The organism is Paenarthrobacter sp. 4246 (genome assembly GCF_040546855.1).
Taxonomy (GTDB): Bacteria; Actinomycetota; Actinomycetes; order Actinomycetales; family Micrococcaceae; genus Arthrobacter.
The window spans coordinates 304,900-318,951 of the sequence record NZ_JBEPOP010000006.1; the positions used below are offsets into that span (position 1 = coordinate 304,900).

Consider the following 14,052-nt stretch of genomic DNA (forward strand, 5'->3'; position numbering starts at 1 on the left):
TCCTTTCAAGATTTTGGGCACCCGGATGACGCCGGCGGGCGGCGTTTGGTCCGGAGTGGAGGCTTGATTCGCTAGACGGTGGTGCGTTGCTGAATCGTGCTTTTGAGACAATATTGGGCGACTATGACCTTTAGATCAATTGCAATATTCTGAAGACCGTGTTTAGGAGTGCTTAACATGGATGTGGACCCACGCCGGCTGCTGGTTCTTCTTGCCGTAGCCCGCACTGGAGGCGTTCTGGCGGCGGCTGACGAACTGCGGATTACGCCGTCTGCGGTGTCGCAGCAGCTCAGCAAACTCGAGACTGAGGCAGGGCAAGCACTACTCCTGCGCACCCCCAAAGGATCAATGCTCACACCCGCCGGCTTGGCCATGGCAGAGGCAGGGGAAGAGATAGAACGGGCACTGAACGTTGCCCGTGCCCGGATGCAAAGCGAGGTTAACATCGCGGGAGTCGTGCGGGTGGGAGGATTTACCAGTTTCATGCGCACAGTGGTGATCCCGCGACTTCCCGAGTGGCGCAGCCAATACCCTCAGCTGCAGATACAGATCGTTGAGGACAGCTTCCCAGCGGTGATGCGGCTACTCCGCCAGCGACAGCTGGATGCAGTGGTCATAGAACAGGATTCGACGGCGGCAGAGCAGCATCCGATGGCGGCCGGAATGGTCCAGGAACCCCTGCTTGATGAGCCATGGAAGCTGGTGGTGCCCGCAGGAAGCCTGCTCGGCACGGACAACATCGACCTAAGCCGCTTGCACTTGCCGTGGCTGGGAGTGGAGCCGTCAGCAGCCAACACCGCAGTGCTCGGACGCCTCCGCCACTCGACAGGTGCCCGGATTGAGACTGTTCATCAGTACCACGACACCCTCACCGCGCTGGCACTCGTCGCTGCCGGGGAGGGGGTGGCCATTGTGCCCACCCTGGCGCTTACCGGCGTCGTCCACGACCACGTGGACATCCTGGACGTTCCTGGGTTGGGCACCCGCCATATCGCCCTGCGACGCTTCGATCGGCGACGGGCAGCGAGTCTGCCTGTGGACACGGTGGCCCGGCTGCTGAGGGAATCCGCGGCGGCGTTCGATACCCGCTCGGCCTCCTGACCTGTCCCGCCTTCGCGGACAGGACAGGTACAGGCAAGCACGCGCAGGCGGCTAGTTCAGCGCCGGAGTGTCGGCAGGTATGACTCCTGAGCCGTACAGGTCCGAGGCCAGATCCTGAAGCGCCCGCAGGGCAACCCGCTGGGTGAACGGACCGTAGGACACTCGTGCCACACCAAGTTCCTGAAGCTCCGCGGCCGGCAGCGCTCCCGGCGCACCAATCACGGAGAGCTTCCCGTGTCCCAAGCCTTCCACCAAGGGTTCGATGACCTCACGGGTCATGGCACCCGGCACGAAGACCAACGAAGCTCCGGCGTCCAGGAAGGCGCGTCCCCGGGCGATGGCATCCTGAATGCTCTCCTCAACCGGCCGGTCCCCACCCCGGGCAATCGCGTCGGTTCGCGCATTCAGCTGGAACGGGATGCCTTCCCCGGCAGCAGCCGAGATGATGGCCTGCACGCGGGCAACGGCCTCGTCGAAGGGCCGCAAGCGATCTTCAACGTTCGCGCCCACCACTCCGATCCCAATTGCCCGGCGGATGGTTTCGGCAGGGTTGTCATAGCCATCGTCCAGGTCTGCGGTGACCGGGAGATCCACGGCGTCGACTATTCGCTTCACGCCGTCCAGCGCCACGTCCAGGGGCATGGTTCCGTCGGCATATCCGAAGGCTGCGGCAATGGAATGCCCTGCAGTGGCGATGGCCTTCGTTTCAGGAAGACCTGCAATAGTGCGGGCACTGATGGCGTCCCACACATTGACCACACTCAGGATTTCAGGGGCTTCGTGCAGGGCTTTCAGCTGTTGTGCACGTGCATTGGTGTTGGCTTCAGTCATCGTCGCTCTCCGTCATCGTTGTTCTTCGTGCTCCACGGGTGGGACCGGTCCCACTTGCCACCCACAGCCTAGGCATAACGTCACACAACGCGATACCAAGCGCCTGCGGGCGGTGAACTACCTACTCCTGACTTTCCACAGACTAAAGGGCGAGGCCCGACACAATGCGTCGGATGTCCGTGTACTACGAACGTGCGTGAATTACGACGGCGGCTGGCTGGCTTCAGCCGCGGCCTCCGCGTCCGCGGGGTCGGCGCCTACAACCCTGTTCCGTCCTTGGGCCTTGGCACTGTAGAGCGCGGCGTCTGCCACATTGATCATGAAGGCCAGGTCCTGGACGTCCGCGCCGGTGGACGTCACGCCGTAGCTCACTGTCGGGAACGGCAGGCCATCCGGACCCTTCATGGCCGCCAGCCGACCACTGATTTCGGCCGCGATGGCTTCGGCCCGCTGTTGTGTCGCCCCCGGCAGCAGCAGGACGAATTCTTCCCCGCCATACCGCGCCACGACGTCTGTCGACCTGACCGAAGAAGTGCAGGCCTCAGCAAAAGCCCGGAGCGCGGAGTCCCCGGCTGCGTGGCCATGCTCATCGTTGACGGCTTTGAAGTTGTCCAAGTCCGCAAGAATCAGCGCCGCACCCCGCGGGGAAGACTCCGCGAGGGACCGGGAGGCCAGCTCCAAGAAGGCACCCCGGTTAAGCAGGCCGGTCAGGTGGTCACGATCGGCACGTTCCCGGAGGCGTTTGATCAACTGCTTGTTGCTGAGCGTATTCATGGTGGAGGACACTGCCACCAGCAGGATCAAATGCATCAGAGCGGCCGGCGCGTACCCAAAGAATGTTCGGAACACCTGGCTGGTGGGCCCGTCCAGGACAAAGCTGATGGCCCGGAACAGGTAATACAAGGCTGTCAGCCCGGCAATGATGGACAGGAACCTCGTAATCCTGGACCGGACGGGTTTGGCGAACCACAGTTCCAGCCCCGCCAACGTGATTCCCAGTGTGGTCAGGCCCAGGTACACCAAACCGCCGGACCATACGCTGTTCCCCGGGCCATCCAGTGCAGATGCAACACAGCTGGGAATGGACGCAGCCGCCAGAAACCAGGGAGGCACCCGGTGGTCGCGCAGAGTGCGCGCTCCCGCCCAGATGCAGAAGGTTCCGGCAACAACCAAGGCCTTGCCCAAGGGGTTGGCCCACAGCTGGAAGTCAGTACCGTTCAGCAGGAAGGCGGCATTGCCGACCAAAAAGAGGCACAGGGCCACGCGCCACCATTCGGCGTAGGGCGAGCGTCTCCGCTGGGACGAAACACAGGAAATGACGATCAAGGTCAGAATGACCAAGCCGAGGACCATCCTGACGGAGAAGGGGTCCAGAACTATCGTTCCCTCTTGTAGCGAAACTCCAATCACGACGCGGCCCCGCTACCGGGCTACAACCGCGGAGTTCCTTCGTGATCGCCTCATGGCTCTTTGACCTCGCAAAACATCTGATCCCCCAACAAGTTGTTCCGGTCTCATGACCGCAAAACCACAGTCAAGCACGTTTTCTCCAGTGCCGGTGGAGGTTGGTCGCTTTGGCTCCATAAAAGTTTTCTCGATTTTCGTGTCACGATCTGGAGTTTGACCACACTGTAACCGTAAGGGTTGTTCTTGCCCTGGAGGCCTGACTATCCACATACGCCCAAAAACCGTTGCCACCCACCCGCCCTGATGGTTCGATGGGACGCATGGCAACCGCAGATACCGCAGAGAGTTATGTCATTGCGATCGGGACCAAGAAAGGCCTGTGGCTGGCCACCAGCCCGGACCGCAAGGAATGGTCCCTCTCCGGCCCGCACTTCCTGATGAGTGAGATTCCCAGCATCGGGATAGACACGCGGGACGGCAAAACCCGGATTATGGTGGGCGTGAGATCAGAGCATTGGGGACCCACCGTGGCCCACTCTGATGACCTTGGCGACACTTGGACCGAGCCCGAGCAAGGTGCCATCAAATTCCCGGAGGGCACTGACGCCGCCTTGGAACGCGTTTGGCAGATCTACCCTGACGCCGACTCCCGCCCTGGCGTTGTCTGGGCCGGGTGCGAGCCGATTTCAGTATGGAAGTCCACCGACGGGGGCGAACACTTCGAGTTGAACCGCGGACTGTGGGACCACCCGCACCGCGGCGAGTGGGGAGCCGGCTATGGAGGCGCGGCGGCGCACTCGATAGTGGTTGATCCTTCCGGCGAGAAGGTCCACATCGCCATGAGTACGGGCGGCGTTTACAGATCGCTCGACGGCGGGACCTCCTGGGAGCCCAGGAACAAAGGAATCTCGGCGTACTTCATGCCCGATCCCAACCCGGAGTTCGGGCAGTGCGTCCACAAGATCGCAGCGGACGCCGCCGTCGAGGGCCGTTTGTACGCGCAGAACCATCACGGCGTATACCGAACGGATGACAACGGGGAGAACTGGGATTCCATCGCGGACGGGTTGCCTGCAGACTTCGGTTTTGTCATGCTGACGCACCCACGGCGTGAAGGAACTGCGTGGGTGGTTCCATTGAAGGCCGACGGAGAACGCATCCCGCCGGACAGCAGGCTCAGTGTTCACCGCACCAACGACGCCGGCAATACTTGGACAGAACTTCATACCGGCCTGCCGGACCACGAATACAACGCTGTCCTGCGCGATGCCGCGTCCGTGGACACGGCAGAACCTGTTGGCGTGTATTTCGGTACCCGTGGAGGTGCGGTCTACGCCAGTGCCGACGAGGGCGGGACCTTTACTGAAGTGGCCTCGCACTTGCCGGACGTCCTGTGCGTGAGGGCCGCCGTCGTGGTGGGAAGCCCCAGCGGCGCCGCGCGTGCAGGGCAAGCCAGCGCCCCGGTACCTGGTTAGGCCCGTTGTGGCTGACTTTACGGTCCTGTTGCCTGGTGTCCTGCAGCCACTCGTCGGCGGACAGTCCTATCTGACTGCGTCCGCCGACGGGGCTGTGACCGTTGGACAGTTGCTTGATGCGGTGACCGGAGATTATCCGGTGCTGGCCAGGCGCTTGCGTGATGAAACCGGGGCCCTGCGCCGTTTCGTGAATATTTACGTGAACGGTGATGAGGTCCGGCGTCTGAAGGGTCTTGATACGGAGGTTGCAGCCGGCCAGGAGGTCCTGATTGTCCAGTCCGTTGCCGGCGGCTGAGCAGGGTTTGGGGTCAAGCCGGATCAGGCGACGCGCCAAACACTGCATTCGTCGGTGTTGATGGCTTTCCTCATACCGGAGGCGTGATCCATGATCCAGACAACGCCGATTCCCGGCGCGGTTTCCTGGACCTGTCCGCGGCGGATGACCACGTCATCATAGGCGGGTCCCACGGACAGTCGGGCTTCGATCTCGTCTCCACGGTGGAGCTGGCTGATCGCGCGTATTCGTGTTGTATGTGTTGTGACTTCCTTCAACATGGTGGCCTCCTGGGCTGGAGCTGGTGCCTGCACTTGCCGGCTCTTCCAGTGTGGCGCGGCAATGTTGCCACGGTATTTCGGGGTGGTTAGGGTCCGGTTAGCATTCCGGGTTGGTTGCATTTCCGGCGACCCAGCCCCGCCTTCCCGGCGCATTGCGGGTGCGGCTGTAGCCTGATCTCGGTTCTTGAGACTCACAGGAACCACAGGCTCCGTCCCCGGGGAGATTCAATGGGTGTTTTGCGGCGATCGATCGCGCTGTCCACAGGCTTGGTGGTGTTTGCCACCGGCCTGTTTTTTGTTCAGGCCCCCGCCACGGCCGTTCCAGTGCCGGGTCCGGATAATCCGAATGTCCAGTTTGTCGAAGGCACCCCGCATTCTGATCACACGTTCGAGACGCCGCCGGCGGACGATGCACCCAAGGGACAGTCCGACGTCGACTCCCTCCTCCGTGACGGTGCGGCAGCGATTGGCCCCGCCGGGGACATCCGTGTCCGGCTGGTGACGGCAAAGCTGGCGGACAACGCCAACACTGTCTCCATGGCCGACGCCGAAAAGACGGTAGCGGCCAGCAGCAAGTACTGGCAGGCGATGTCGGCCAACAAGCTCTCCATGACGGTTACCAGCAAGGTTGCCGGGCACCAGTCCAGCGCGAAGTCGACCGACAGCTACAGCTCCATCATCTCCACCATCACCAGCGAGCTGAAATGGTCCGCGAGCCCCTACACGGCGCTGGTGATCTACATTCCCACCACCACCCTGTCCGGGAACGCGCTCGGCGCCGGCTACAGCAGCGGCAGTTACAGTGGCCGCGTCTTGATGCCGCAGATCAGCAACTTTTCCAATAACGTGATGAGCCATGAGTTTGGGCACGTCATTGGCATGATGCACGCTGATGCCCTGCAGTGCCGCAGCGGGGCGTCCGACGTCGGCGTCAACAGCAATGGCCAGTTCACGGACCCGTCCTGCTACATCCGCGAGTACGGCGACACCACAGACATCATGGGCGCTGCGCAGTGGAACTCGCCGGTCATCAGCTCAACGTTTTGGGACTACGGAGGCCTCGGGCGGGGCGACGAAATCCGCGATACCGGCGTGGCCACAGGAGTCAAGAGCTACACCCTGAAGCCCTGGGGCGGCACAGAGGCCCAGCGCGCCATCAAGTTCACGGATCCCGTCAGCCGGGAGGTCTACTACCTGGAACTCCGGCAGCCAGTGGGCGCCTACGACAGCTACCTCTCGGGCGGCAACAAAGGCGTCAAAATCGTCCAGCGCGGCGGTGCCACCATCGCCTCGTCACTGGTCCTCATGCCGGACACCACGCCGTTCAATGGTTGGTACAGCCAGAACCACGCCTGGCAGGCGGGCAGCACTTTCACCACCTACACGGGCACCAGGGTGACCATCAACTCGGTCAGCGCCACCTCGGCCACGGTGACCATCAACGCTGACACCAAATTGAAGACGCGGATGAGCTTTTCCGCCGGCGATTTCGACGGCGACAAGCTGGCCGACGTCCTTTCCCGCGAAGCTGACGGTTCGCTCCTGCTCTATGCAGGGCTGCCCGGAAACCGCCTTGAAGATCCCGTACGAATTGGCAGTGGTTGGGACATTTTCAACGCTGTACTGGGCACCTCCGATTTCAACGGTGACGGCTTCACTGACATTCTGGCGCGCAGCAGTGACGGCGCTCTGTGGCTCTACCCTGGCAACGGCAAGGGCGGTTTCCTGCCACGTACGCAGGTAGGCGTGGGCTGGCAGGGCTTCACACAGTTGGTGGCTCCCGGTGACTTCAGCGGCGATGGCCGGGCAGATCTGGTGGCAAGCGGAACCGATGGCCGGCTGTGGCTCTATCCCGGAAACGGCTCTGGCGGTTTCCTGGCCCAGCGGCAGATCGGCCAAGGCTGGGATGCGTTCACCAGTCTTTCGGCGGCGGGGACGTTCGGGGGCGGGACGGCTGGACTCCTGGCCCGTTCGTCGGACGGCACCCTCTACGTCTACCCCGGCGACGGCAAGGGAAGCCTCCTGCCGCGTACCGCCGTCGGGACTGGGTGGAACCTGGCGGGCGACATCGTCGGCGGGCAGGAATTTACCGGTGACGGTAAACATGACGTCCTCGGCGTCGGTTCACGTATGACCCTTTATCCGGGTGACGGGACCGGCTTCGCGGACCGCCTGGCGATTGGAACCGGTTGGAACCAGTTCAGCCAGGTGTGGGAGGCCGGGGATTTCGACGGCGATGCTGTCGCTGACATTTTGGCCCGCGGCACCAACGGCATCCTGTGGCTCTACCCGGGCAACGGCTCGGGCGGCTTCTTGCCGCGCGTGCAGGTGGGGACGGGCTGGAACGTCTTCACGTCAGTCTTGAGCGTGGGCGATTTCGACGGCGATAAGCACCCGGATCTTGTGGCCAGGGCCTCCGATGGGACGCTGTGGCTGTACCCGACCGACGGGAAAGGCCAGTTCCTTGCCCGCAAACAGATCGGCACTGGCTGGCAGGGCTTCACGCAGATGCTGGCGCCGGGCGACTTCTCCGGTGATGGGATGGCCGACATCCTGGCGCGCGCCGCGGACGGTACCTTGTGGCTTTACCCAGGAAATGGCGCCGGAGGATTCCAGCCATGGAAGCAGGTCGGTACCGGGTGGAATATCTTCAACGCGGTGATGCAGGGCAGCGACTTCAACGGTGACGGCCGGGAAGATGTCCTTGCCCGAGGGACGGACGGGGCACTGTGGCTCTACCCGGGCAACGGCAGCGGAGGGTTCCTCACCCGGCAGTACCTGGGCTCTGGATGGAACATGTTCACCTCCTTCGCTGCGCTCGGCAACGCTTTCACGGGCACAGGCGATCCGACCCTGGTGGGCGTAGCCGGCGACGGAACGCTGCTGCTCTACTCCGGGACGGGCGCGGGAAAGTTCAAGCCGGTGGCGTTGGACCCGAGGTAGCCCGTCTTCGGAGATGTCCACAGACCAACCTCAGCCATAGCGCCCAAAACTGACTCTGTCACTGTGCTGCCATTGACCAGCACCTTGGTGGATGCCCCCTTGTTGCGAATCGCGGTGGAACCAAGCTCGGGAACTGGCCTTCGACAGGTCAGTCACGTCATGATCGACAAGCCCACAACGGTGAGGCGAAGCAACGTCCACCATCGACTCGGCAGAGTTACGGCAACCCAGCTTGTAGATGTAGAGAGAGCGCTGCTGGTTTTCCTGGGTCTCGCTGGGTGACGCAGCGTAAAGCTCCGGGCCTCCTCCGAGAGTTTTGACCCCTCAGGTTTAGGCAAGCGAAAAACCCGGAATGTCACGTGACACTCCGGGTTTTCGCTGCTTCGGTCCCAGCTGAGTGGGAAGAAGCGTCAGGGTTAGGCGTGCTGTGCTTGCTTGTGCAGGCCGAGTTCCGCCGTGGGGGTCTTGGCTGATTCGCGGGCCGTCATGGCTGAGACGGCTGCGATCACGCAGATCACGGCGGTGAAGATGGAGATCTGCACCCACCCGCCCGGCTTTGTTCCGCCCAGTGCAGTCACGATGGCCGGGGCGAAGCCTGCCATGAGGAAGCCGAGCTGCGTGCCGATAGCCAGGCCGGAGAAGCGGACCTTGGTGCTGAACATTTCACCGTAGAAGGATGGCCATACTGCGTTGGCAGCGGCGTACCCGAAGGAGAAGAACAGCACGGACACCAGGAACATCAGGGGCACCACGCCGGATTCCAGAGTCAGCAGGAACACTGGGGTCATGATGGCGCTGGCGAAAGCTCCATAGATAAAGACGGGCTTCCGGCCGATCTTGTCCGCGAGCATGCCGAACAGCGGCTGGGTTCCGAGGGCCACCACATTGGCTACGACCACCAGCCACAGGGTGATGGTGCTGTTGACCCCGGCGACGTCCTGGGCGTACTTGATGGCGAGCGTTCCGAACACGGTGCTCACTGCGGCGATGAAGGCACAGCAGACGACGCGCAGGACATCGCGCCAGTGCAGGCGGAGCAGATCGGCAACAGGGAGCTTGGAGATTTCGTTGTTCTTCTTGGCTTCGGCGAAGGCCGGGGGCTCGTGCAGCGTGCGGCGGATAAAGAACGCCACCAGAACCACCACGGCGCTGAGCCAGAACGGGATGCGCCACCCAATGCCGTATTTGATCTCGTCAGGCAGGGCCACCACAGGAATGAAGACCAGCGCTGCCAGGATCTGGCCGCCCTGTGTACCGGTGAGGGTCCACGAGGTGAAGAACGAGCGGCGGTTGTCCGGAGCGTGCTCCAGGGTCATGGACGAGGCTCCTGCCTGCTCGCCGGCAGCGGAGAGGCCCTGGCAAAGACGGGCCAGAACAAGCAGGACGGGAGCCCACCAGCCGATGGTCTTGAAGTCGGGGAGGCAGCCGATCACAAAGGTAGCTGCACCCATCAGGACCAAGGTGAACATGAGCACCTTCTGCCGGCCGATCCTGTCACCGAAGTGGCCGAGGATCACGGCGCCCACGGGGCGGGCAACATAGGCGAAGCCGAAGGTCGCGAAGGACATGATGGCCGCGTTGGCATCGGCGGACGGGAAGAACACGTGGGGGAAGATCAGGGCCGCGGCCGAGCCGAAGATGAAGAAGTCGTAGTACTCGACGGCGCTGCCCAGGAAGCTGGCAAGCGCGGCTTTCTTAGGGGTTCCGGCGGCGGTTTCAGTGCCTGGCGTCGCTGACGGCATTGTTTGGCTCATGGGTGGTTCCTTCTGTGACGACGATGTCGCGGATCTGGCTTCTGTGGGGAGACCCAAGCGAGGTGCGGCCGGTCAAATCCCATACAAGTAACCACATGGTGAGAGCTACTTGTGCAATACAGCAATAGTGGCTGTGAGTGGGGTCACTTGTCAAGAGATGTCGCCACCATCTAGAAATAGCTCTCACTATGTGAGAGCATCGAGCTATGAGTGTGAAAGAGGACACAAAGACCGACATGGTCGGCAAGGCACTGAGCTTGTTGGTGCTACTGGGCGACGAGCCACGAGGCGCCAGTGCGGCGGATCTTGCGAGGAGTGCCGGGCTGCCATTCAGCACCACGTACCGCCTGCTGGGCTCGCTGACACGCGATGGCTTTGTGGATTACGAGCCCGATGGGCGCCGGTACCACCTGGGCTTGCGCGTCTTCCAGCTCGGCCAGCGCGTATCGAACCATCATGGCTTCGCCGCCACTGCGCTGCCTGTCTTGCAGCGCGTTACCGAGCGCACGCATGAGGCCACTATCCTCTCCGTTCGCGATGGCAACCACCATCTGACGGTGAACAAGGTGGATGGCCCCAAGACCTTTCGCGTCACCAGCGACCCCGGCCATCTCGGGGCGCTGCACACGACATCAGTCGGCAAGGCAATTGTGGCTTTCGAGGAAGAGATCGAGCGGAAGCACCTCCTGGAGGAACTTCCCCTGGATCCCCTCACGGAGCGCTCCATTACCGACCGCGACGCCTTCCGCGCGGAGATCGAGCAGGTCCGCCGGCAGGGCTATGCGGTGATGGACGAAGAGAATGAGATCGGCATGCGCGCCGTCGCTGTTCCCGTCCTCAACTCGCAGGGCCACGCCTTCGCCTCGGTGGCCGTCGCCGTGCCGGTCTTCCGCCTCACCATGGAAGAGCTCATCGCGCACGTACCCACCCTGCAGGAGGCTGCGGCTGAACTCGCGGCCCGCCTGCCCCAGCGCTAGTTCGTTGTGAGGCCTGCTCTGCGCCCCAAATGCTCGAAATACCGCGCAGAGCAGGCCTCGCAACGCACCCAGGCACCATTGCCAAACAAGGCAAATGTTCGCGATAAGAACAAGCGTGCGGAATATGAACACTTGTAGTAATCTAAAGAACACCCGGTCCGGCGGCGCCCCGAGAAGGCGCCGAAAGACCGCGGTGCTGAAGTCAAAGGAGCTTTAGGATGAGCAACCGAGCCGAGTCCGTTCTGGTGGGCCTCATAGGTGAAGGCGTCATGCCCTCGCTCACGCCGCCCATGCACGAACGCGAAGCCGACGTGCAGGGCCTTCGCTTGCTGTACCGCCCCATCGACCTGCTGGAACTCGTGTTGCCGGCCACCGCCGTCGGGGATCTCCTGACCGCAGCCCAGCGCATGGGCTACAACGGCCTCAACATCACGCACCCCTGCAAGCAGCTGGTGCTGGAGCATCTTCATGAAATTTCCGACGACGCCCGTCGCCTGGGTGCTGTCAATACAGTCCTGATTCAAAATGGTCGGCTGATCGGCCACAACACCGACTTCTCCGGCTTCGGCTCGGCGCTCGCCGACGGACTCCCTGGGGCGACGCTGGACCGCGTGGTCCAGTTGGGCGCAGGCGGCGCCGGCTCGGCCGTGGCCTACGCGCTCCTCACGGCCGGTGTGAGCACGCTGGACCTCGTGGACATGGACCCTAACCGCGCTGCCGAACGTGCCGCAGAGCTCGGCGGGCTCTTCCCCGAAGCCACCGTCACGCCGCGAAGCACCGAGGAGTTGAGCCAGATCATGCCCCAGGCCGACGGGTTGGTGCACTGCACCCCCATCGGCATGGCGGCCCACCCCGGCCTTCCCCTGGACATCGAACTACTGGAACCGCGCCACTGGGTGGCGGATATCGTGTACCGCCCCATCGAGACGCAGCTGGTTCGGGAAGCGCGCGCCAAGGGCTGCGAAGTCCTCGACGGCGGTCGGATGGCGGTCGGCCAGGCGGCCGACGCCTTCCAGCTCATCACTGGACGCGAAGCCAACCGTGAACGGATGCGGGCACACTTCCTGGAGCTGATCGCCGTTGAAGATGCCGCAGCCCCCGAGCTTGCGAAGGCTGCCCACTGATGCGCACCGGAATCGCCACGGTCTGCCTCTCCGGCACCCTGAAGGAGAAGATGCAGGCCTGCGCCATTGCGGGCTTTGACGGCATCGAGATCTTCGAGCAGGACCTTGTGACCTCGCCGCACAGCCCGGAAGAAGTCCGGAAAATGGCGGCGGACCTGGGGTTGGGCTTGGATTTGTACCAGCCGTTCCGCGATTTCGACGGCGTCACTCCGGACTTGCTGAAGGCCAACCTCAAGCGCGCCGAGGCCAAGTTCAACCTGATGGAACGCCTTGGCATGGACACCATCCTGGTGTGCTCCAATGTCGCCACGGCAACCATCGACGACGATGCCCTTAGGGCAGGGCAACTGGCTGAACTCGCCGACCTTGCGGGGGCCCACGGCGTCAGGGTTGCTTACGAAGCCCTGGCCTGGGGCAAGTACGTCAACGACTACGAGCACGCCTACCGCCTGGTTGAAATGGTGGACCACCCCAACCTGGGCACCTGCCTGGACTCCTTCCACATCCTCTCCCGTGACTGGGACACGGCGCCCATCGAGGACATCAACGCGGAGAAGATCTTCTTCGTCCAGGTTGCCGATGCCCCCAAGCTCACCATGGACGTCCTCTCCTGGAGCCGCCACTACCGCGTGTTCCCCGGTGAAGGCCAGTTCGAGCTCGCCAAGTTCATGGGCCACGTGGTCCGGGCCGGCTACACGGGTCCGGTCTCTTTGGAAGTCTTCAATGACGTCTTCCGGCAGTCCGACACCGAGCGCACCGCCGTCGACGCCATGCGTTCCTTGATCTGGCTGGAGGAGCAGAGCGCCCAGTGGCTGGCAAGCAGCCCAACCGAAGCCGCGGCCGGCAACGGCGGTGCGTCCCGCCGTCGTTATCCCATGGAACTGGCCACGCTGCCCAAGGTGAACGAGCCCGCAGGCTTCAACTTCGCCGAGGTCAAGGCTGACGACACCGCTCAGCTGGAGAAGCTCCTGGGCCAGCTTGGCTTCGGGTTCCAAGGCCGGCACCGCACCAAGGACGTCCAGCTATGGACCATGGGACAGGCCCGCGTGATCATCAACGAACAGGCGGCACAAGACGCTGAACCGGCCATTGCCGCTCTGGGGTTCGACGTCGACTCTCCAGTGATTGCCTCCGCTCGCGCCCAGCAACTCAAGGCGCCCGTGGTGGCGCGCAAGGTCCAGGCTGACGAGGAAGTCTTCCAAGGCATCTCCGCACCGGACTCCACCGAGATCTTCCTTTGCCAAGGCAGCCCGGACGGGACCGCGGCGTGGACGCACGAGTTCGGCGAAGGCCAGGAGCACGCTCCCAGCGCACAGAACGCAGTGATTGACCATGTAAACCTGGCCCAGCCGTGGCAACACTTTGACGAAGCCGTCCTCTTCTACACCAGCGCTTTGGCTTTGGAACCGCAGCCGTTCGCCGAAGTCCCCAGCCCCAGCGGCTTGGTCCGTTCACAAGTCATGGAGACCAGTAACGGCGCGATCAGGCTGGTCCTGAATTTGGCGCCCGCACAGCAGGCCCAAACAGCCCGCAAAACGTACCAGGAACACATCGCCTTCGCCGTGGACGACCTCGTGGCAACTGCCCGGTCCGCCCACAAAAGGGGCCTTGAGTTCCTGCAGATTCCGGCCAACTATTACGAGGACCTGGATGCCCGGTTCGATCTTGAACCCGGTTTCCTGGACACCCTCAAGGAACTGAACCTCCTGTATGACCGGGACGCCAACGGCGAATTCCTCCACTTCTACACCGCCACAGTGGGCAGTGTGTTCTTCGAAATGGTGGAACGCCGCGGCAACTACGACGGCTACGGGGCGCCCAACGCTCCGGTGCGCCACGCCGTCCAATACGACTCGCTCCACCGGGTGTAAACCCGCCGCCCCGC

Annotated in this window: 12 protein-coding genes; 8 read left to right on the forward strand and 4 right to left on the reverse strand. The window is 63.0% G+C overall.

Annotated features, from left to right (window positions below; all coding sequences use genetic code 11):
- The first annotated feature begins 177 nt into the window (after nucleotides 1-177).
- Complete coding sequence (locus tag ABIE35_RS13700) at nucleotides 178-1,101, forward strand: LysR family transcriptional regulator (protein WP_089596932.1); 924 nt, start codon at nucleotides 178-180, stop codon at nucleotides 1,099-1,101.
- 51 nt (nucleotides 1,102-1,152) lie between these two features.
- Here ABIE35_RS13700 and ABIE35_RS13705 read toward each other — a convergent pair whose 3' ends face one another.
- Together ABIE35_RS13705 and ABIE35_RS13710 are read right to left on the reverse strand one after the other, a co-directional pair.
- Nucleotides 1,153-1,932 (reverse strand): isocitrate lyase/PEP mutase family protein, encoded by a 780-nt coding sequence (locus ABIE35_RS13705; protein WP_354515659.1) that lies wholly within the window; start codon nucleotides 1,930-1,932, stop codon nucleotides 1,153-1,155.
- A gap of 201 nt (nucleotides 1,933-2,133) precedes the next feature.
- Nucleotides 2,134-3,342, reverse strand: coding sequence for a GGDEF domain-containing protein (locus tag ABIE35_RS13710; RefSeq protein ID WP_354515660.1), 1,209 nt, complete (start codon nucleotides 3,340-3,342; stop codon nucleotides 2,134-2,136).
- A 308-nt stretch (nucleotides 3,343-3,650) separates the two neighbouring features.
- On the opposite strand from ABIE35_RS13710, the gene ABIE35_RS13715 reads away from it, so the two are divergent.
- Both ABIE35_RS13715 and ABIE35_RS13720 read left to right on the forward strand, forming a co-directional pair.
- On the forward strand, nucleotides 3,651-4,814 hold the full coding sequence (locus ABIE35_RS13715) for a WD40/YVTN/BNR-like repeat-containing protein (RefSeq protein ID WP_354515662.1): 1,164 nt from the start codon (nucleotides 3,651-3,653) through the stop codon (nucleotides 4,812-4,814).
- A 7-nt stretch (nucleotides 4,815-4,821) separates the two neighbouring features.
- Nucleotides 4,822-5,109: a MoaD/ThiS family protein gene (locus tag ABIE35_RS13720; protein ID WP_354231278.1), complete on the forward strand. Its 288-nt coding sequence runs from the start codon at nucleotides 4,822-4,824 to the stop codon at nucleotides 5,107-5,109.
- Between the two features lie 23 nt (nucleotides 5,110-5,132).
- On the opposite strand, the gene ABIE35_RS13725 is transcribed toward ABIE35_RS13720, so the two are convergent.
- Nucleotides 5,133-5,369, reverse strand: a complete 237-nt coding sequence (locus ABIE35_RS13725) for a hypothetical protein (RefSeq protein WP_089597727.1) — start codon at nucleotides 5,367-5,369, stop codon at nucleotides 5,133-5,135.
- Nucleotides 5,370-5,597: 228 nt separating this feature from the next.
- Here ABIE35_RS13725 and ABIE35_RS13730 point away from each other — a divergent pair, with 228 nt between their 5' ends.
- Together ABIE35_RS13730 and ABIE35_RS13735 are read left to right on the forward strand one after the other, a co-directional pair.
- A complete protein-coding gene (locus ABIE35_RS13730; RefSeq protein ID WP_354515664.1) occupies nucleotides 5,598-8,312 on the forward strand; it encodes an FG-GAP-like repeat-containing protein in 2,715 nt (904 codons plus the stop codon).
- A gap of 36 nt (nucleotides 8,313-8,348) precedes the next feature.
- Nucleotides 8,349-8,594 (forward strand): type II toxin-antitoxin system PemK/MazF family toxin, encoded by a 246-nt coding sequence (locus tag ABIE35_RS13735; RefSeq protein ID WP_354515806.1) that lies wholly within the window; start codon nucleotides 8,349-8,351, stop codon nucleotides 8,592-8,594.
- Nucleotides 8,595-8,728: 134 nt separating this feature from the next.
- Here ABIE35_RS13735 and ABIE35_RS13740 read toward each other — a convergent pair whose 3' ends face one another.
- Nucleotides 8,729-10,066, reverse strand: coding sequence for an MFS transporter (locus tag ABIE35_RS13740; protein ID WP_354515666.1), 1,338 nt, complete (start codon nucleotides 10,064-10,066; stop codon nucleotides 8,729-8,731).
- A gap of 206 nt (nucleotides 10,067-10,272) precedes the next feature.
- On the opposite strand from ABIE35_RS13740, the gene ABIE35_RS13745 reads away from it, so the two are divergent.
- The 3 genes from ABIE35_RS13745 to ABIE35_RS13755 all read left to right on the forward strand — a co-directional run bounded on the left by ABIE35_RS13745 (nucleotide 10,273) and on the right by ABIE35_RS13755 (nucleotide 14,038).
- Nucleotides 10,273-11,043 carry an IclR family transcriptional regulator gene (locus ABIE35_RS13745; protein ID WP_354515668.1) on the forward strand — a complete coding sequence of 257 codons (771 nt, stop codon included), beginning with the start codon at nucleotides 10,273-10,275 and terminating at the stop codon, nucleotides 11,041-11,043.
- A 218-nt stretch (nucleotides 11,044-11,261) separates the two neighbouring features.
- Entirely contained in the window at nucleotides 11,262-12,167 is a 906-nt protein-coding gene (locus ABIE35_RS13750) for a shikimate dehydrogenase (protein ID WP_354515670.1), read from the forward strand.
- On the forward strand, nucleotides 12,167-14,038 hold the full coding sequence (locus tag ABIE35_RS13755; protein WP_354515672.1) for a bifunctional sugar phosphate isomerase/epimerase/4-hydroxyphenylpyruvate dioxygenase family protein: 1,872 nt from the start codon (nucleotides 12,167-12,169) through the stop codon (nucleotides 14,036-14,038). The genes ABIE35_RS13750 and ABIE35_RS13755 overlap by 1 nt, the downstream gene beginning before the upstream one ends.
- Nucleotides 14,039-14,052 lie beyond the last annotated feature (14 nt).

Coding starts and splice junctions, on each gene's coding strand:
- ABIE35_RS13700 (WP_089596932.1), top strand. CDS start 178: ATGGATGTGGACCCACGCCGGCTGCTGGTTCTTCTTGCCGTAGCCCGC.
- ABIE35_RS13740 (WP_354515666.1), bottom strand. CDS start 10,066: ATGAGCCAAACAATGCCGTCAGCGACGCCAGGCACTGAAACCGCCGCC.
- ABIE35_RS13715 (WP_354515662.1), top strand. CDS start 3,651: ATGGGACGCATGGCAACCGCAGATACCGCAGAGAGTTATGTCATTGCG.
- ABIE35_RS13730 (WP_354515664.1), top strand. CDS start 5,598: ATGGGTGTTTTGCGGCGATCGATCGCGCTGTCCACAGGCTTGGTGGTG.
- ABIE35_RS13725 (WP_089597727.1), bottom strand. CDS start 5,369: ATGTTGAAGGAAGTCACAACACATACAACACGAATACGCGCGATCAGC.
- ABIE35_RS13755 (WP_354515672.1), top strand. CDS start 12,167: ATGCGCACCGGAATCGCCACGGTCTGCCTCTCCGGCACCCTGAAGGAG.
- ABIE35_RS13705 (WP_354515659.1), bottom strand. CDS start 1,932: ATGACTGAAGCCAACACCAATGCACGTGCACAACAGCTGAAAGCCCTG.
- ABIE35_RS13750 (WP_354515670.1), top strand. CDS start 11,262: ATGAGCAACCGAGCCGAGTCCGTTCTGGTGGGCCTCATAGGTGAAGGC.
- ABIE35_RS13745 (WP_354515668.1), top strand. CDS start 10,273: ATGAGTGTGAAAGAGGACACAAAGACCGACATGGTCGGCAAGGCACTG.